Source organism: Candidatus Bathyarchaeota archaeon (assembly GCA_026014585.1).
Classification (GTDB): domain Archaea; phylum Thermoproteota; class Bathyarchaeia; order Bathyarchaeales; family Bathycorpusculaceae; genus Bathycorpusculum.
In genome coordinates, this window is the sequence record JAOZIA010000024.1 from 416,414 (window position 1) to 435,237 (window position 18,824).

The 18,824-nt window shown below is 43.3% G+C and carries 17 protein-coding genes, 3 tRNA genes and 1 rRNA gene; 2 read left to right on the forward strand and 19 right to left on the reverse strand.

Annotation, left to right across the window (positions count from 1 at the left end):
• Positions 1-76: 76 nt before the first annotated feature.
• The 12 genes from NWF01_11400 to NWF01_11455 form a co-directional block, all read right to left on the reverse strand.
• Positions 77-817: a hypothetical protein gene (locus NWF01_11400; protein ID MCW4025621.1), complete on the reverse strand. Its 741-nt coding sequence runs from the start codon at positions 815-817 to the stop codon at positions 77-79.
• On the reverse strand, positions 792-1,346 hold the full coding sequence (locus tag NWF01_11405; GenBank protein MCW4025622.1) for a hypothetical protein: 555 nt from the start codon (positions 1,344-1,346) through the stop codon (positions 792-794). Before NWF01_11405 ends, NWF01_11400 begins: the two co-directional genes overlap by 26 nt.
• Positions 1,347-1,623: 277 nt before the next feature.
• Positions 1,624-1,701: transfer RNA gene (locus tag NWF01_11410), tRNA-Arg, on the reverse strand.
• An 85-nt stretch (positions 1,702-1,786) separates the two neighbouring features.
• The gene (locus tag NWF01_11415; protein MCW4025623.1) at positions 1,787-2,632 is read right to left on the reverse strand and encodes a DUF996 domain-containing protein; all 846 of its coding nucleotides are present in this window, start codon (positions 2,630-2,632) and stop codon (positions 1,787-1,789) included.
• 171 nt (positions 2,633-2,803) lie between these two features.
• On the reverse strand, positions 2,804-3,388 hold the full coding sequence (afpA, locus tag NWF01_11420; protein MCW4025624.1) for an archaeoflavoprotein AfpA: 585 nt from the start codon (positions 3,386-3,388) through the stop codon (positions 2,804-2,806).
• Positions 3,372-3,977, reverse strand: a complete 606-nt coding sequence (locus NWF01_11425) for a flavodoxin family protein (protein ID MCW4025625.1) — start codon at positions 3,975-3,977, stop codon at positions 3,372-3,374. The genes afpA and NWF01_11425 overlap by 17 nt, the downstream gene beginning before the upstream one ends.
• A gap of 103 nt (positions 3,978-4,080) precedes the next feature.
• A complete protein-coding gene (locus NWF01_11430) occupies positions 4,081-6,297 on the reverse strand; it encodes an elongation factor EF-2 (protein ID MCW4025626.1) in 2,217 nt (738 codons plus the stop codon).
• A 259-nt stretch (positions 6,298-6,556) separates the two neighbouring features.
• Entirely contained in the window at positions 6,557-10,828 is a 4,272-nt protein-coding gene (locus NWF01_11435) for a hypothetical protein (protein ID MCW4025627.1), read from the reverse strand.
• Between the two features lie 144 nt (positions 10,829-10,972).
• Positions 10,973-11,821, reverse strand: coding sequence for an MBL fold metallo-hydrolase (locus NWF01_11440; GenBank protein ID MCW4025628.1), 849 nt, complete (start codon positions 11,819-11,821; stop codon positions 10,973-10,975).
• Positions 11,822-11,905: 84 nt separating this feature from the next.
• Positions 11,906-12,172: a hypothetical protein gene (locus NWF01_11445; protein ID MCW4025629.1), complete on the reverse strand. Its 267-nt coding sequence runs from the start codon at positions 12,170-12,172 to the stop codon at positions 11,906-11,908.
• A 31-nt stretch (positions 12,173-12,203) separates the two neighbouring features.
• Positions 12,204-12,497: a helix-turn-helix domain-containing protein gene (locus NWF01_11450; protein MCW4025630.1), complete on the reverse strand. Its 294-nt coding sequence runs from the start codon at positions 12,495-12,497 to the stop codon at positions 12,204-12,206.
• A gap of 123 nt (positions 12,498-12,620) precedes the next feature.
• Positions 12,621-12,696, reverse strand: a tRNA-Gln gene (locus NWF01_11455).
• A gap of 334 nt (positions 12,697-13,030) precedes the next feature.
• Between NWF01_11455 and map the strand changes: the two genes are divergently transcribed.
• The gene (gene map, locus NWF01_11460) at positions 13,031-13,933 is read left to right on the forward strand and encodes a type II methionyl aminopeptidase (GenBank protein MCW4025631.1); all 903 of its coding nucleotides are present in this window, start codon (positions 13,031-13,033) and stop codon (positions 13,931-13,933) included.
• On the opposite strand, the gene NWF01_11465 is transcribed toward map, so the two are convergent.
• The 4 genes from NWF01_11465 to NWF01_11480 all read right to left on the reverse strand — a co-directional run bounded on the left by NWF01_11465 (position 13,930) and on the right by NWF01_11480 (position 16,103).
• A complete protein-coding gene (locus NWF01_11465; protein MCW4025632.1) occupies positions 13,930-14,343 on the reverse strand; it encodes a hydrogenase maturation nickel metallochaperone HypA in 414 nt (137 codons plus the stop codon). The genes map and NWF01_11465 overlap by 4 nt on opposite strands.
• A gap of 11 nt (positions 14,344-14,354) precedes the next feature.
• Positions 14,355-15,488: a DUF1512 domain-containing protein gene (locus tag NWF01_11470; GenBank protein ID MCW4025633.1), complete on the reverse strand. Its 1,134-nt coding sequence runs from the start codon at positions 15,486-15,488 to the stop codon at positions 14,355-14,357.
• A gap of 94 nt (positions 15,489-15,582) precedes the next feature.
• A 5S ribosomal RNA gene (gene rrf, locus NWF01_11475) occupies positions 15,583-15,702 on the reverse strand.
• Positions 15,703-15,959: 257 nt separating this feature from the next.
• Positions 15,960-16,103: transfer RNA gene (locus NWF01_11480), tRNA-Trp, on the reverse strand.
• 183 nt (positions 16,104-16,286) lie between these two features.
• On the opposite strand from NWF01_11480, the gene NWF01_11485 reads away from it, so the two are divergent.
• Positions 16,287-17,276 carry a hypothetical protein gene (locus NWF01_11485; protein ID MCW4025634.1) on the forward strand — a complete coding sequence of 330 codons (990 nt, stop codon included), beginning with the start codon at positions 16,287-16,289 and terminating at the stop codon, positions 17,274-17,276.
• Between the two features lie 6 nt (positions 17,277-17,282).
• Here the strand turns inward: NWF01_11485 and NWF01_11490 are convergent, their stop codons facing one another.
• The 3 genes from NWF01_11490 to NWF01_11500 are packed head-to-tail and all read right to left on the reverse strand — an operon-like array spanning position 17,283 to position 18,823.
• A complete protein-coding gene (locus NWF01_11490) occupies positions 17,283-17,795 on the reverse strand; it encodes a hypothetical protein (protein ID MCW4025635.1) in 513 nt (170 codons plus the stop codon).
• Positions 17,796-18,551 (reverse strand): DUF4332 domain-containing protein, encoded by a 756-nt coding sequence (locus NWF01_11495; GenBank protein MCW4025636.1) that lies wholly within the window; start codon positions 18,549-18,551, stop codon positions 17,796-17,798. It abuts the gene before it with no gap.
• A gap of 8 nt (positions 18,552-18,559) precedes the next feature.
• Positions 18,560-18,823, reverse strand: a complete 264-nt coding sequence (locus NWF01_11500) for a hypothetical protein (protein MCW4025637.1) — start codon at positions 18,821-18,823, stop codon at positions 18,560-18,562.
• Position 18,824 lies beyond the last annotated feature (1 nt).

The following is an 18,824-nucleotide window of genomic DNA, read 5'->3' on the forward strand; positions in this document are numbered from 1 at the left end:
AAAGGACACTTTATGAATCTTTCCAAAATCAAACTGAAAACGGGCATCTTTGCAAACAACTTAGCCTTGTTTGTTTCTAACTAATTTTCTTTATAGTCTTTAACTTTCTATAAATTAGCCATATCATAACGCCAACAACAATTAAAACTGTAACAAACAATTCAGCATAAATATATTGAGCCTCAATAGCCGCTGAAGTTGGAGTTATTGTCTGATTATTTGTAGGTTCTGTAGATTGTGTTGGCTGTTGAGTAGTGGTTGGGCTTGATGGTATTGGTGTTGAATCTGAAACTGTAAAATCTGTTTCTTGGAAGGCAGCCCAATTAACTTGGTTAAATGACAGCATATTTCTTTCGTTTCTAGCCCAAACAACTAAGCTGTGAGAGCCATAAGTCAAATTTTCAATAGCTATACTGCCTTGATAATACCCCGCAATGTATGAAAGAGGTACTTTTATTGTTTTAGCTACTACTTCATCATTATATGTAGATTGCCAATAACTTGCCTGAGTCCATAGTGCATCCACAACTTTTTCCTTTGGATAATCAACTAAACAGCCAGCAAATATGTATTCTTCAAATAATGTTCCGCTCCAAACTACAGAGTATCCTGAAGGCGCTTGAATCTTAAAATTTAGTACAATTGTATTTTGGTCTAGTTGTTTTATAGAATTCAAGATTTCAATATTATCATTTGTACCATAGACATCAGTTTCTTGTGCTGCAACAAAACCAATGAACCCCAAAGAAGAAACTAAAAGTACTGTCATTAGCAGCAGTACCATGCTTTTGCTAAGTTTCTTTTTTACTGTTTTCACCTTCTACTCTCAATTTCAAACTATGCTTCCTATAAACAACCAACAAAGCAACAGCAACAATAACGGCTCCTGCAATACCGCCAGAAAGAAGTAGTGGTGTTCTTGAAAATGAAGTATTGGGTATTTGGGAAGTCTGGTTCGTTTGTGCTGCTATTACTTTGAAATTTACTTGAGCGTCAAAGGATTCATCAACTGGAATGGCATAATACATCCAACTGAGATGGACCGCACCAGTAATTTGAAGTGTATGTTCACCTTGCGCCAGATTGTTTAAGACTAATCCTCCGCCTGTAGGTAATGGCGCATTGTAAATTCTTGAAGGCTCATCACTTGAATAACTCTCAGGAATCTGTTGTTGAGAAATCAGTTGCCCATCTAAATAGTACTTAACGATTGTTGAATTGAGCAAAAACCAATCATCGGCATTTCTATAAGTTATAGAAAATTGAACTGGAATGTCGCTACCATAAATAGAACCTTCAATAGGTGATTGAACCGTAAAAGTAGTAACCTTGTTTTCGCAGTTCACGTGAGGTACACAGCACATAAAAAGGGCAATGAAAAAACAAGAAAGAACCAAACAATCCTTACTAATTATCTTTGTTTTTCTTGGCAGTTAAAGCACCATATTTGGCTTTAACTTGTTTGAAATAAAAGGATTTTTGTCAAAGTTTCTTTACTTGGCTAAGTCAAACTTTCCTGACTAAACATTTCAACTACAAACAATGATAAGCAAACTCTCATCCTTGACTGTTATATTCATGTTTGCATGTTCCAGCCTGCTCGCCACCCAAAGAGGATAAGTATGGCGGGTCCGGAGGGATTTGAACCCTCGACCCTCAGCTTAGAAGGCTGATGCTCTATCCGTGCTGAGCTACGGACCCAATGGGCTTGAATAGTTGATACATTCACATATAATTTTACCTATCGCTTAACCCAAAAAACAAACCATAATTAAAGAAAAAAATGTCAATCTTCAATGGTTGCCAGTTTTTGTCCACACTTGATACAGTACTGTGAAGCCAGCTGGTTTTGTGCGCCGCAACGATGACAATACTTAACCTCTACGGCGGGGGCGGGTGGCGTGTAGAGGGGTTCTGGTTCAGGTGGCGGAGGTACGATTCGGAAAAATGAAGCCGCCAGCAAACCCCAAACCACATACTGCAACAGCCCAACTAACCCAGTGACGATGGTGAAGTTGGTTTGGGAAAAGGAGGTGTTTAGCACAAGTATAGCAGCTACTATGTCGATTACGGCTATGGTTATTGCGCTTGCCAGTAGCACTTTGGCGGTTGTCTTAAAGAGGGCCACGCCTGATTTTTCTGCAAGCACATTTAGGGAACGTATGAAAAACACTGCAAACATTACAGTTGCTAAGCCTGCAATTACGGGTTCAGAAACTGAAAGCAACTCAGACGTGAAAGATGGCGTATCGGCAATTGAAACTACGCTAACTGGGTTAGGGGTTAAGTTAGGGTTTAATTCTGAGGCACTAAACAGTAAAGCTGTGATACCTATGATTACTCCAACAATTGCGGCTGTTGCGATAAAGGCTATAGCGCCATATAGGATATTGTTGAATATGCCGTGTTCTTTGTAATCGCGTGATAGCCCAAACATGCTTACCAAAAAAAGAATTATTCCAACAAACCCTGCAAGACCAAGTAAACCACCGAAAACACCTAACACTAACCAATTAATCGTGCCTACGGCGGAGGCCGCGTTGCCTGCAACAGTTAAAACTGACCCGGCACCACTTACAACCATCAAAAGCGAGCCAACCATCCCTAACATGCGATTTGACGCAACAGTCACTTTAACCACCAACAACAGTAAGCAACGTTAAACGGATAAGCATTATGCCAAACAAAGCATCCACCTATTTGCCATCTATTAGGCTCCAAATAGAAAGTCTATGCAGAAACTATAGAGGGGAGGTCAATAGTGCATTTTCCAACCAAAAACAGTTCCGCCCTTAAAAGGGGGTTACTGGGGTTTTTGCAACCAATCCTCCAAAGCCTGACGCAGCTTCTCTGGATTTTCAAACACATGTGCGTCTTCGGTAGCTTCGAGTTTACGGGTTTGTTCAGCTTCTTCTTTACGTACGCGTAGTTTCATTTCTTTGCCATTTGGGAGTTTAGTGTAAATCACATTTTCCTTGTAATCAGTGGGCATAACGTAGAGGGGCACAAACGCTTTTAATCCCATGATTGCGGTGTTAGTGAGTAGGGTGTCGCCGATGCCGTTAACGATTTTAGCCACTGTATTTGAGCTTGCGGGGGCTATGAGGAATATGCCGTAGCGTTGGCTTTGCACCATCGCAGCAAGGAAAGGCGTGTTAGAGTTGACTTCAACCATGTATTTTGGGAAGGTTTCTTTGATGGTTTTTTCGAGGTTGTAGTATTTGAGCATGGTTTCGCCTGCTTTGGACGCGAACACTTCAATCGCTAAACTATCAGCGTATTTGGTTTTGATATCCTTCATTGTCTGCACGACTTCAGCGATTTTGTCTCCGCCACCGCTGATGCCCCATGCAATCTTGCGTTTCTTAACTTTAACTGGGCTTGACATCTGTTTTTTCTCCATACCGTTCAATGAAAACTGTGAATCGTTTAACTGTTTTTTTGAGGCTTCTAAACCCTTCCTCATCCGCCTTAACACTATCCAACGTGTCCTTAGTCCAAAACGTCGCGCCAAGATTCGCGCCAAAAAAGCCGCCGCTAACAGGAATAGCCCCATTTAGGATTAGGAAAGTGTGAATTTGGGTTAACGCCATTTCTTGTCCTCCAGCGCGGTCGCCGCCCAACGCGATGCCCATGCCGATTTTACCAAGGAAAAAGTCCTTGTCCGCTGCAACTGCCGCGCGGCAACGGTCCATGACGATTTTTGTTTGCGCACTGAGCATGCCGTTGTAGGAGGGTGTGGCAAAGATTATGCCGTTAGCCTGCTTCATGAGCTCGATGAGTTCAGCCATGTCGTCTTTGATTGCGCATTGTTTGTTTTTTAGGCAAAAATCGCAGTGTCGGCATGCGGAGAGGTTTTTTCCTCGGACAGTCCAGAATTTGGTTTCGCAGCCTTTTTCATTGAGCATTTTGAGGGCTTCATGCAAGACATGCTCTGTTGCTTGCGCTCGTGGGCTTCCGCAAACTCCTAAAATCATGATGACTCAACAAGAAAGCAATGCCACGGCTAAGCTAAAAAGATTACCTAAACCAAAAAATAAAAATTTAAAAAGAAAAGTTGATAGCGGATTAAAAAACCGCTTATTCGTTTTCGAAGTATTCCTCTGGCTTTGGTGGAATCGGGTTTAGTCCTCTGCGTTCACGAATCTTCTTAACGGTTTCCGCTTGCATCTGAGCAGGAACTGGCGCCCACCTGCTGAACTGTGTAGCCCAGAAAGCTCTGCCTTGTGTGCTGCTGCGGAGTTCATCAGCAATACCGAAAGATTCGGAAACTGGCATTTCAGCTTTAACGGTAATCATGTCTTCTTCGCTGGGCATGTCACTGATTTTGCCGCGGCGCTTGTTAACCAGTGTGATGACGGCGCTGACGAAGTCGCTTGGGACTTTGCATTCAAAGCTAATGAGTGGTTCGAGTAGGATTGGGTCGCTAAGGAGGATTGCGCAGTAGATTGGTCTCCAAGTCATTGGGATTGCTTGTGCTGGACCTCTGTGAACTGGGTCTTCGTGCAGGGTAATGTCTTCGAGGTTAATTTTTAAGCCGTAAGCTGGTTCTTTTGCCATTGGGGAAGTGTGAACTGCTTCTCGGAACCCTGATTTTATGTGGTCAATGATTTCTTCCACGTATTGGCGTCCTTTGATGCGGTTGCAGAGGATGTTGTTTTCTTCTACGGCAACTGCACCTTTGGCATCGTCTGGGTCCCATCCGAGGCTACGCAGGACCTTTGTGCGCACATCTTTGTTTTGCATGTCAGTGATTTTTTCTGCTTTGATTGCGTCAATGACTTCTTGTGATATTTTCTCGATGGTTATCCAGAGTTTGTTGTGTTTGTTGGGGCTTTTACCCATGATTGCTGGACCCTTGTAGTCGTGGCTGATGGTTTCGCGGAAGATGACGATTGGCTTGCTGAGTTTGACTTTTAAGCCTGCCTCTTGCAGTCGGTACGCGGTGATTTCAAGGTGAAGCTCACCCATACCTGATAGTAGGAACTCGCCAGATTCTTTGTTCATGGTGAAGTGAAGGTTAGGGTCTTCGGTTGTGATTTTGTGCATGACCTTGTCAAAGAGTGGTAGGTCTTTAACATCTTCAGGTTCAACAGCGACGGTTACGACTGGGTCAGAAACGTACTGTAAACCTTCAAAGGAGTGAATCTCAATTCCGGCTTCACCAATAGTTTCACCTACACGCAATGCAGGTAAACCTGAAATGGCGCCAATGTTTCCTGCTGGAACACGGTCAACAAACACACGGTCAGTTGCCATGCTCATGAAGACTTGCTGGATAGTGCCTTTTTGATTGGCGCTGACAAGTTGGACTTCTTTGCCTTTAGTGACTGAACCGCTAAAGATACGCCCGATGGCAACAGTGCCGCTGTGTGGGTCAACTTCAATGGTGGATATGCACATGAGTAAGGGTGCTTTGGGGTCAACTTTTGCCATGCCCTGTCCTACTGCACTGTCGAGTTCACCTGGCCAAATTTGTGGCTGACGATAGGGTTGTGCTTGTAGTGGACTGGGTAGGTGGTAGCAAAACATGTCAAGGATTGGTTCTGGCAAGGGTGCTTTCTTGCTGAGTTCATCAACTTTTTTACCAACATCTGTTGGGTCACCAGTGTATGCATCAATAATGTCTTGGAAGCTGATTTTCTTGAGCTTCATGTGGTCAAGGTTTAAGCCCCATTTGTGAAGGGCAGAACCAAAAGCCACACGGCTGTCTTCAATTTTAACTTGCCAGTCCTTTTTGTGCTCTGGAGGAGCATATTTCTCAATTAATGTGTTAACGCGGAGGAGAATCTTTGCGAATTTCTTTTGAATCTCCTGAGGTGTTAGTTTGATTTCTTTGATTAATCTGTCCACTTTGTTAATGAACAAGAGTGGTTTGACACGTTCACGTAGAGCCTGCATGAGGACGGTTTCTGTTTGGGTCATGGGTCCTTCAACTGCATCAACCACGACGAGTGCACCGTCGACGGCTCTTAGGCTTCTTGTGACTGCACCTGAAAAGTCAATGTGACCAGGTGTGTCGATGAGGTTAATGAGGTAATCTTTATTATTGTATGTGTGGACAAGGCTGACGTTTGAGGCGAAAACGGTCATTTGACGTTTCTGTTCAAGGTCCCAGCTGTCAAGGAATAGTTTTTGTCCTGCGGTTTGGGTGCTGATGATACCTGCGTGTGCAAGAAGGCTGTCTGATAGGGTGGTTTTTCCGTGGTCTACGTGGGCGATGATGCTGGTGTTTCGGATGATAGTGGGGTTGTCCATTAGTTTTACAATTTCATCTGTTTGTCTATAACGTGCCATTATGCAATCTTCCTTTTGATTATATTTGTTACTTGAAATGCTTGTTTTTTAATTAATTGTAGCATTTTTATTTCGCTCATGAATTGATAAGCTACAGGGAAATTGAGTTTGTAGCCTATTAACCTTATGGCAAAAAATTTTAAAACAAAAGGAGCTTTTTTGCAGGTGTAGCTAGACAAGTTAACCCTAATTTTTGAGTTTTTTGTCAAAAATAAAACAAAACTTGAAAAAAGAACAGTCATAGAAGAACAGTTTGGTTTTAGAACCTTATGACGATAGTTGAGTCAGGATTGAATTTTTGGTTAAGCCACCGTTTAATGTCAGGTTTTTTGCGCCAAGCCGATTCTAAAAGCCAGCAGCCACTCGCGTCAATGATAACTTGGTCAGGCTGGTTTTTAAGAATTATATACACATCACCTATAACATGCGATTTCGCAATTACACGCTCAACAAGTTCTGTTGAAATAGTGTCATCATCTAGTGGACGGATTAACTGTTTTTGTAGGCTGGTAAAATCGTCAATAGCTATAATTACAAAATTATTTTTCTGAACCTGCGCCCGCTCAATCTGCTCCTTGCTTAAATGAATCTTAGAAGCCACAACTGACTTAGCCAGCAACGAATACGCAAACATTTTCATTTCGCCATAATCGGTTACTTCTAAAATCGGCTGCTTCTTGGCATAAACAGGTTCAGGCGCAAACCTCAAAGAGGAATCCCTGATGATTTTTTTGACAATCAAAGAGAGGTTTCTGCCAACCACGTTATGCTCGTCAACTTCTTCTTCATTAATCAGATTCCTAACTTGGATTTGAGAATCAACTGTGATGTTTGGCACTGGATAAGAAACATACGCGGGTTCAGGCTCCACTTCTGGCTCAAGTTTTAACTCAACCAAGTCGCCATCAGTTACCCGCTGCTCCTGTTTTGTTTCTATTTTCGGCTCAGGTGACACCTCTGGGTTAAAGCTCACATGCATTACTGAAACGGGCACCGCTGGTTTTTCTTCAGGCTCTGCTGGAGTGGGCTCTTTCTCAACTTCAATGGGTTCTGGAGCGCTCAACTGTATCGTGGGAACCTGCTCAGGTAAGTCTTGTTTAACCACAACTGTTGGAGCGGTCTTTTCTTCAGCTTTTTCTTCTGGGATACTGAGCTGTATTTTTGGGGCAGGCGCAACAGGTTCAACTTGTCTCTCTTCAACCATGATTGGGGCGGGTGACTCCTCAACTTTGGGCTCCAAAAGGGGTTGTTCAGTATCCAGCGCAGGTGCGGGTTCGGGTGTCTCCGCTACGGCGACGAAGGGTTCTTGAATTTCAATGTTCTCGCTTTGACCGCCATCCAATTGTAAACTCACGGGCGCAACTGGTTCCTCGTTAACTTCTAAAGTTTTCGGCTCTACCTCTTCAACTTCCAAGGCAGATTCTTGAGCAAAATTAAGTTCTGCTTGGGGTTCAGGCGCTGATGCATCAGGGATTTCCAAAGGTTCCTCTTTAACCTCAACCAGTTCGCGGGTTACATCAGTTTTTTCAGGGACAATTACACCTCGCTCAACAGTTAACGGCAAAGGCAAAGTTGGAGTTGTTGCGGGCGTGATTGGTTTAATTTCAACAGACACCGCCAAAGGCGCTGGAACAGGAACTGGAGCGGGAACCTCAACAATTTTCTCCACAACCTTTTCAACCTCCACCACCTTTTCCACGATTTTCTCTACTTCAACAGGAACTTCAACAATTTTTTCCACTTCAACGATTTTAGGAACCTCAACCACTTTTTCGACGATAACAGGTGGTGGCGGGGGGTCATTGCGTTTGGCAACTAACTGTTTAACCTCGCCTGTTTCAACTTCACCTGCTAATCCCACCAAGTCCGATGCGTAATCGCGCAGTTCAAGCTCGCTTTTGCCGCAACGCAGACTGTGCATTTTTATGGTTAAGTCAAGGCGGTCAAAGCCGAAATGAGGCAGCAGGTTCATTGCTAAATCGCGGTTCTCGGTTAGCATATTGTTGAATTGTTCTGTGCCGATTAATCCTTCAATGTTACCTCTGCTTGCAACCACCAAAAGGTTCCTTTCCGTGTCTTGGCTTGTTTTGATTGGAACCCACACGTCCGTTTTCAGATTCGCCAACCAAACAACAGGTAATACTTCATGAGACTGCCCGCACGAACAAGTAACCAAAACACTCCGCTCTAAACTTGCATTCTCAGCAACATAGCTTGTGAAAAAATCAAAAAGCAGTCCTGCAGCTTCCTTGTCGCGGGAGATTTTTGCGGTTACCTCATTCCAGAGTGGCAACACGGTTACTGTTTGGTCTGGGGGGCAAAGGATTGTGTGTTCGCCATCGGAGATTATTTGGTTGCCAAACAGGATTGCCCGAAGCTTCTCTGGTGACAATGTTACTTCTTGACATTTTTGGGGAACCTCAAAAATAAACGCTTCAAACCCACGCATAACATCAATGAGTTGGGTTTTCTTTGGTTCCTCAACATCTAAGTAGACGCTGTTAAGGATTTTGTTTTCAGGATAAATTGCCTCAAACTTTTCATTCACCGCGTTTGGCATCAGCAAGCTTTCAATGTGCAAATCCTCAATGCGGGTCACGTCAAGGCTTTTTGTGACAACTGGGAAACCTGCCGACAGTCTACCATTTAGGATGCACCAGTGGAAAAGTTCAACCCAGCCAACAATCCGTTCCTCAGTTAAACTGGAAACCTGCGCGGGCAATGCAAGCGTTTCAGCAGAGAATAGTTGCTCTAAGAGCGTGTCAACTGTGAGGGTTTCTTTGATGTAGTCTTGAATTATTTTGAAGCCAGCAAAATTCTCGTGTACCAGTCCGCTGCGGATGGATTTGCCGATTTTAGCGTAAATGTCTTTGAGGTCAGAGGGTATGGGGTTTTGGGGGTCTTCAAGTACAAGTTGGAATTCGGCGCCTGTGCTTGCCATTTGCCTTTTTAAGGGTCCAACGATGTCTGTTTGGCTGGGCAGAAGGTACTTGGCAAAATCCACAGGAATCAGCTGCGCAGCATAAAACGTGTCGATTAACCCAAAATAGTGCAAAAGCAACGTTTGTGAATCTGTTTGGAATTCGTGGGTTAACTCATCAAATGTGTGCAGGCTATTTTCATAAAATAGAACTTGAACGATTTCGTTTCGTAAATCCACAAAAGAGTAAACAGAAACCGCCTCAGGAAAAACCCGTTGCACCTGAGATGCAGCAGAAACCCAATTGACAAACTCAGCTTTTTCAGGTACAGCTTTGCCCATTTCAACCAAAAAAGCACAGAACGCATCAAAACTTGAATCGTCCATGTCTTTGTCGTCAAGTTGTCGGCTGGGGAAAGTTGTGGTGTTGATTGTTTTCATGCCAGCATTTGTTTTGATAAGTGGGAGGCTGGAGATGATTTTTTGTACGGTGGGGTACTGGAGGTTGTTGATGTGGCTGACGATTGGGTTTTGGTAAAGATAACTTTGAGTTTGCGCTGATGGATATGGAATGATGCGGTATAGTCGGGTTAACTCGCGGCTTTCTCTGAACTGAAAGAGACGCTCAAGCAACGTGACGTATAACTCAAAACCGCTGCTTAAAAGCTCAAAGTTTTTTTGTGTATTCTCTAAGGAATCCCCATATGAATTGGCTTCAAATGCTGGACTGCTTATGCAGAAGGGCAAACTTGCAAGTTCAGATACGCCAGTAAGGGGCATGCTTGCAAAGAGTGGTTGAGCTTTTGATGTTTCGCTTACTCCTTCGTCGTCACAGAGTAAGCCCACTTGGATTTGGGGTTTATCATCTGATTTTATCAGGTAAATACGGGAATCATTCAGGGTAACTTTGCTTATGCCATTAGCTGTTTCAACCTTCTTTTTAACATAGGTTTGTGCGCCTACACTAATTTCCTCAATCGGGTTAAACGCCAACAGAAACTGTGCATTCTCAATAATCTGTGGAATACCTTCCGCGACGGCTTTGGCACCTAAATTATCCATCACCAGATATGCGTATTCAGTCCAGTATTCTTGACCCTGAGAAACCGCTTGTATATTGTCAAGCTGACTAAAGCAGGTTTGTATGGAGTTGGAGATTTCTTCGACGGTTTCGCCTGTTCGGTCAAGGTAGAACTGGAAAAAATAAACGCCCATGCCTTCCCGCAGAAAACCTCGCACCTTAGCTTTACGGCTAACCAGATGTGTCGCCAAAAAGTCCTTGCCGAATCCTTCTAAACTTTCAGAACGGGCATCATGAGAGGATACTTTGGTGCCATAAATGAGACCTTCCAGATTGTCAAAGGTGAAGTAGCCTGCATTGTGCCTAAACACGAAAACTTTGCCGTCATACTCAATCTCGATTTTAAGACCCTGCTTGCCCCTTGCCTTAGCAACATCTCCCGCGTTTTGCATCAAACAAAAAATCCACTGTTTAAACGATACTGGTCCGTTACCGTCTCGGATTTTTTCGATTGATGCCAAGATGTCTTGGGCTGCACGCCTCGCTACGAGTTCAACTGCTGAATCTTTGGCTTTCTCCCCTAAACGCACCTTTTCGCCCCCTCACCGTAACTAACGCTTGCTCGGTTAATGCATATTTAAATTAACCTTAAATAGATTGGGATAAAATCAAAAAAGAATAGCCTTTTAACTAGCAGGTATGCTGGAAAGGTCAGATTTTTGTTATCTTCCGTATCAAACTTCAAAATTTAATTTGGTGCCTGCTGGGAAATCGTGGACTTTTTCTTGTCCAAATTTTTCCTTTAACTGACTGATTACTTTGTTGCCGGTGCAATGGCACAAATATAATTCAGGCAGCCCATAAAGGTCTTTTAGGGTTTGTGCAACATGCTCCACATCTTGCAGTGAATATTCTGCCATGTGGGTACCGCCGATTATGGCGGATATGTTTCTTTTGAACAGTGTCGTGGCTTTTTTGCATACGTTTAGAATTCCAGCGTGACAGCAACCCATAATCAAAACCAACCCATCCTTTGCATTCAGCACCAAGGATAAATCATCAACCACAGCGTCCCAGCAGTATGCTCCATCCACTTTATGCAACACCCCAGTAGCAACCCCCTGCTTTTCTAATCGTTCGCTGAGTGGGATTTCCCCTGTTGTGTAGAGGTTAGGCAAGACTTCCATTGGTTTGGCGCTTAATTGAAGTTGCATTTTTGCGGCTAAATCATTGGGGATTGGGGGTAGTCCTGCGGGGAATTGGGTGTTGTTCATTGTGGCTGCTTTTTCTTCAAGGATGTTGGGGTGCGCGATGATGGGGATTGGAGTGGCTCTTGCTTTAAGGAAGGCAGGTAATCCGCCTGTGTGGTCACTGTGCGCGTGTGAAAACACGATTTTGCTGATGTCCTCGGCGTTTAGGTTGAGTACTTGCAGGTTGTGCGGTAAGCATTCGCCTTTGCAGCCTAAATCCATCAAAACCGCCTCGCCGCCCAAGGCTATGTAAACAGATAAGCCCCAACCAGTCTTAAGTCCACTGTTTGGCAGGGCTTTGTCACTGAAAACGTTTAGGATATGAGCTTTCATCCAATCACACGGTTACTTCAACGGTTTGGATGGCTATAAAAATTTGTTATTGGTGAATAAAAAATTGAGAAGAATAGGGGCAGGTTATTCTTCGATTGCTTTTTTTATTGTGTCGACCTCTTTTGTGAGTGAGTCTATTTTTTGGTTTATTTCTTTCATTCCGTTTGAAAAGGTTGTTTCAAACGATTTTTCCTTTTCAGAAAGACCTGCATTCATGGGTAATCCAAAGGTTACAATCAAAGCAACTAAGATGAGCAAACCAATCGGCATGAATACCCCGAAAAATATGTCGCCTCCAAGGTACCCCCCGCCTAGCGCTACCCAAAGATATACTGAAGCGATTACAGCCACAGATATCCAGCAGCTTACAACTACAAGCACTCTATCGTTTATCGCTACCACCTCCTTGTTTTCTGAGAATTTCAGGCGAAACATGGATATCAAAATCGCCCAGAGTATAGTATCTTAGAGCTTTTGCTTCACCTTCAACTAGAACGACACGGCTTTTTACGATTCCACCGCGTTCAAGTTTTTTGAGATGTATCTTGGCTAAAGCCCGGTTTATTTTTAAACTGTTAGCTATCTGGTTCAGGTACATGTCCTCTCCTTGATTGGCCAGTAAAGTTGCTATGTTTAGCCTGATGGGATGGGCCAAAGCCTTCAACTTCTCTGCCATGTTTTCCACTAACATTTAAACAACAGATTACATGTAACAAAAATATTACATTTAAATTTTCTTGTCAACAATAATCCCCGTTAAACCAAAAAACAATTCCCCACAAGATTTTTGAAACAATGTTGGTAGCCCGGAAGAGACTCGAACTCTTGTCAAGGGCTCCAGAGGCCCCTATGCTTGGCCACTACACCACCGGGCTGCAACTCTTAGAAATTGCGCCTTCTCCATATTAACCTTAACGTTTCACACAACCAAAACTACAGAACATAGACATTGGAGACTCTGATTTTGGCTTACGTTCTAAGCCTTCCAAGTATTCTACCGTCAACATTTCTATTTGGTTCCTATTAGAAATTCTATGCAGTTTCTATAGAGGGGTAGATGTGGCTGCAGTTCTATTAGGCTCCTAATAGCCAACCTATGCAGAAAAGATAGAGAGAGGTCACTAATGGAAGCAACAGTGTTTTTGCTGATGTTCTTTTATACTTTTATAAGTACCAGTTGTCCTTTGTTGGAAACGTGAAGTGAACGTTATGCCTTATGACGCCGAAGAGATGGAAAAATTCAGGTTATCTGGCAGGATTTTGCGGGAAACACGCGAAGAGATGCGCAGTTTTGTCAAAGAAAACATGCCAATTATTGAGGTTTGCGAAAAAGTAGAACAAACCATACGTGACAAAGGCGGCAAACCAGCCTTCCCATGCAACGTAAGCATAGACGAAATCGCAGCGCACTACACTTCCCCACCAGACGACACCTCAACCATTCCAGAAGGCACAACCGTAAAAGTTGACCTCGGCGTACAAATTGACGGCTACGTAACCGACACTGCATTTACCGTAGCATTCAACACCGAAGGCAAAAGCATGACCACCGCCGCGGAGCTTGCCCTAAAAACAGCAATTGAAAACATTCATGGTGACATGCAAGTGGGCAAAATCGGACAAATCATCGAAACCACCATAAAAAACCGCGGATACAAACCCATCTCAAACCTGACTGGGCACTCTGTTGGCAGATACCTGATTCATGCGGGAACAAGCATCCCAAATGTTGCAGCCACTACGCCAATTAAGGTGAAAACGGGGGAGGTTTATGCACTTGAACCCTTCGTCACCCAGCCAGATGCAGAAGCATACGTGGAAGATGGCAACATAACAACAATTTTTAGGCTGCTAAAAACTAAGGCACCAAAAAATCCCTATTCCAAAAAACTCCTAAAACATATCGAAGTAAACTTTCACACGTTACCCTTCGCTGAGCGGTGGTTGATAGGCGTGGTTCCAGCGCAGCATCACGCGGCTGCGTTTAAGGAGTTGCTATCATCAAAATCAATTATGGGGTACCGAATTCTTGTTGAGGCAAGTACAAGACCTGTTGCTCAAGCAGAGCATACCTTGCTGATTAAAGAAGATGGGTGTGAAGTTTTAACCTAGATATTGTAGGTTTTTTCTTTCTCTTTGACTTCTTTGTAGATTGCGGTTATCATTTCTTTGTTACCGCATTTTGGGCAAGCAACGCCTTCTTTGAACACATAGTCTCCACGTTGGTATTCGCGGACTGTTTTGCCGCATCTTCCACAATCAATGGTAGTCATGACTTTTGGAGTTTCGATTTTCATACTAATCGTCCTCTTTGATTGAAACAGGAAATACATAGATAAAGCCATCGCAACAAAACCCGTAAAACCCAAGAAAGCACCAACAGTAACATCACCGGTAAAAAACGCATTAAGCGACAAAGTAAGAGCAACAAAAGAAAGAGACAAAATAATCAAACAAATCAAAAGGAGATAGGTGGCGATTTTGTTGGCTACAGCAGTTTGGTTGTTGCTACGGTTGCTCATCGCTAAGGCTCCTATTGTCCAACGCCGATGGAGTTGCCCACACCGACGATTAGGACTTTGTCGCCTTCTTTGGTTCGTTCTTTGATGACTGCTTTGACACGTTCAATGGCTACGTCGACTGCATCGTTGATTTCTTTGCGCATTGGTGAAACTGCGTCGCCTACGTCTTCTTTGATTATGACGGCGTATAGTGGGAGCTTGTATTTGGTGACTTTCTCTTCAATCTTAAAGGCGTCAACGCCTGGTCCACCGATTGCTGCACCGATGCCTTCTGAGACTTCTCCGACTGCTTCACCTTCCAGTTTCAAACCAGCATCAATCATGATGACCATGCCGATTTTGCCCTCGTTTTCTTCGATGACGGTTTCGATTGCTTCGCCTGGTTTGCCTACGTTTCCGCCTGGACCTTCAGCTTTGAGGACTAATGCGGTGCGTCCTTCCAGTGGAACAGATGCGACTACGCAGTCTTTGGGTACCTTGCGGACTTCGTTACCGCGCATCAGTTTAGCGGCAATTAAGGGTCCAACGCTGTCTCCGATTGGTTGTCCATACGCGAAGGCTTTTAGCGCGCTTGAGTATGCTTCGGCTTCTTTCATAACCATTGGCAAGATCATTTGTAGCTGCATGATTACGTAGAGGCTTAGGGTCTTTTTGCCTTGGATGTAGTAGTGGCGTACGACTTTGAAGATGAAGTTAAGTGCCATGGCTGCTTCCAGCGTGTTTTCTAGGTTGTTGATTTGAACTTCATCGCTGGCTGGAGCCATCAGTCTGACTTCTTCTTTTAAGCGTTCATCTCGGATGTCAAGGATATGGTCTAGCTTGTAGACTATGCCTTGTGGGTCCATGCTTTGTGGACTGATTGTGAAGTATTCTAGGTAACGGTCAACACGTGCGGACGGGTCAATTGTTGGCTTGCCAATTTCTTTTATGGCTTCAATGGCGGTTTTGCGTCCTTCTTCTTTTATGATTTTAAGTTTTTTGAGGCTGTTTTCTACTTCCCGCACCATGATGTACATTTGGATGCGTTGTCCGTAGAATATGAAAATAATAAAGACACCGTAGAATGCCCAGCTTACTATCTGTGAAAGTAAATCTCCGCCATTTGATGGAAAGAACTGATTAGTGTAAATTGGTTGTGCCAACATGTTCATTTCTTCCTGTTTGTTCCAAAAACAACATCACAAATTTATAAAGCTATTCCAAATTGCTCGAGATTTCAAGGTTAAATTATTGTTAAAATGTTGCCAGCTTTCCCAAGTTCACGTGGCCTAAGACCACACTACCGTTGGGAACGGAACACGGTTTAACTTCTGAGTTCGGTATGGGATCAGGTGGAACCCGCGCCCTCTGGCCGGCAAACAAAATCCTAATGATAGGCTTTCCTTTATTAACCTTTAGTTTTTCAGAAGCCATTTTACGTGGAAAAACCCCACTTCCGCAAAGATACAAAAATGGCAACGATGGAAGGCTTGCTGAATTTTCAAACCTGAGCAATAATTAAGCGTTTGTTTTTGGACTAAAATTTTGTTTAGGGACCTACCCCTCTATAGTTTCTGCAATGAATTTCTAATAGGAACCAAATAGACGGAAATATGAAAGCAAATGTGGCGGGTAAATGGTGGGGCCGACCGGATTTGAACCGATGACCTACGGGTATCTTCACCCAGCTCCAGAATTATATCATTCCCCCAAATTGGGAGTCATATTACCCGAAGCTATTTCTGGAGCCCGTCGTCTTAACCGTGCTGGACTACGACCCCACCCTAAACCCCAAAAATAAACAAACCAATATTAAAAGACTATGGAGACCACAACAAAGCACGCACCATGCCACACGCAGGGTAAAAAGATGCAGGCAGACACAACCCCATGTAAGAAACACCGAACCAGCAGCACAGCAGCTTTATAGCGTCTTACGATATACATATACGGCGCGATTCAAGATGACAAACCAACAACACACCCAAACACTAAACAAATTAGAAGAACTAACAAGCAAAGCAGACCCCAAAATCCTAAACCTATTTCCAAGCCTCAACTCAAACACCCCAAAAAGCCACAACGAAAAAGTCAAAGTTCTTTGGCGTTTGGCATTTTTGAAAACAATAGGCAAAAAAGGGAAAGCAACTTCAGCAGATTTACGCACAGAGCTAAAACCCTCGCGTCCAAGAACAAGCAGAACCCTGACAGAACTATCAGCCCTGTCACTCATTAAAGCAGAAACAGACGAAAAAACATGCACATACACGCTTACAACCTCTGGGTTTGTTGCTTTAGTTGCCTTTGGAGAGTTTCAAGATTGGACAAAAATCAAATCAGCCTTAAGGGCACCTCAAAGAAAAAACGACCCCTTAGCATACGCGCTTTTAGTGGCAGGATTCTGCGAAAATAAAGCTGACAGCATACATCAGACATTGTGCGGTTATGCAGCCCAAGGAAACATCATAGAAAATACTCCAACAGATACCACAGCAGAGTCCATATTACTTTTCCACCGCCGAAAACTACAACTTAACAGCCCAGTTCCACCAACCTACTTGAGCGTGTTCAAAGAGTTTACGACAAAAGGTTTCCAAGAAGTCTTCCAAATGCTCATAGCCGCCATTAAACCAACGGCAGAGGACTATAATTGGCTTATAGAATTTTTCGCTGAGGTCTCTGAATTCTATTTTGACCCCGCCAGAGTAGCCTACGTTAATCTTCTACGGGAAAACCAGCCACTACAAGCAAACCTTGAAGCATTCAAAAAAGCCCAAGACCAACAAATCAAAAAACAAGACGGAAACTTGGAAGTTACCTTTACCATTCCCGGCGCGGGCATGTCAAAAATTGATTCAATGCCACCTCACCTACGAGCGGTAGGTATGCGGCTTATACTTGAACCAGCTAAATTCATAAATAAAGAACTGGCCAACTTTTTCTGGATCAGCTAAAAAAAATTATTTTTTGGGATTGTCTGAGATTGATGAGTCTTTTGTTAGTGCTTTTATGGTGTTTAGCAATTCTTGAGAGGGTGGGGTAGGAACTACTGTTATTCGGATTGTGCTTGAGGTTTCAGTTTTGTAGGAGTACATGTTTTGGTATTTTGCGTCGATGGCGTTGGTTTTGAAGAGGTAGGGTGAGCGGTCACGGATGGTTTTTCCTTTGGTATCTGAAGCGGTTGGGTTGTTTGTGGCGGTTAGGGCGGTTTTGAGTTCAATTGTGCTGCTTTGGATGCTTAGCAGTGTTGGTAGTACACCAAAGGCTAAGGCGTTACCTTTGATTTCACGTTTTTCAGCTTTGCCACCGTTGTTTTTTGTGTAACCAATAGTTACATCTGTGTCGGCTAGTTCTTCAATGCCTGCAATGAAGGTCTTGTTTGCTTCGTTTTGGGAGTACACCATTGCCAAAAGCAAATCACGAACCATGTCTCCAAGAGTAACGTTTTCTAAAGCAGTTGACAGGGTTGTCACCTAAGCGCGTGTTCTTTCTGTGATTATTTTAGCTGAATCGATCCAACGTTTAGTATTCTCAATTGACAGCTGATAGTTTTTGGGAACCTTGACTTTGCCCGATTTTATTGCGTTATCCATTATTTTTGTAAGTTCCTCAGGAGAATACTGGGCAAGTTTTTCTTTGGAGTCTATCTTGCTTGCAACAAGTAATTCTGCAACCTGTTCATCAACGCCTTCGACACCTGCAATGTCGCTTTTAACCATCAGTTTTGCCATGCTTATGAATTCAGCGGCTTTTGTTTGAGTCACATTTGCCTTAGCTAATTGTTCTGCAGAAGCAAGAGCTAGATCACTTATCGTCTCAATACCTATGGCGCGTAGTCTTTCCCCGATAACTGTGCCTATGCCTTCGATTATTTCAACGGGTTTTCTATTGCTGGATGGTTTTACTTCTAACGGAATAGGTCGCAAAGTCAAGTTCACTGTGCTCATAAGGTTTGGGTCAAGTTCACCCTGTTTTGTTGGCAGAGCAAGCAGGGTTTTTTCGCCTTCTTGGGTTACAACAGCTTTTAGTTGTATTGTAAAGTCGGCAAGCACAAAAGTTGTAGAGCGCTCCTGAGCCATTGCATAATCATGGACACGTAGCAGGTCTTTTTGAAGAGAGGTTATCAAGGTTGCGGAGTCTACTTTTGAAGTAAACACTTTGGGGTCTACTATTTTTTCGGCGGTTACGCTTGGATTGACAATTTTTTTAATATTTTCATTACCTGACATAACTTCACCTAATTTTGTTTTGGTTTAAGTTTGAATGTTAGTTTGATTGTGCTTTCCCCTTTTTTGCCAAAATAGTTGAGTGTTTGGGCGTCTGAGGAAACAATTTTTAATTCACTATCTTTGATGACAAAGCATTTTATATCCATTTCAATTTGGGGGATAACAAATTGGGAAGGCTGGTCTTTGCTGGCGTCCAATGCCTGATTTAAACCAACGTTTGCTTCGCTTATTACTCCAGAGATTAATGAAAAAAAAGAAAGAAAGGTGGTCATG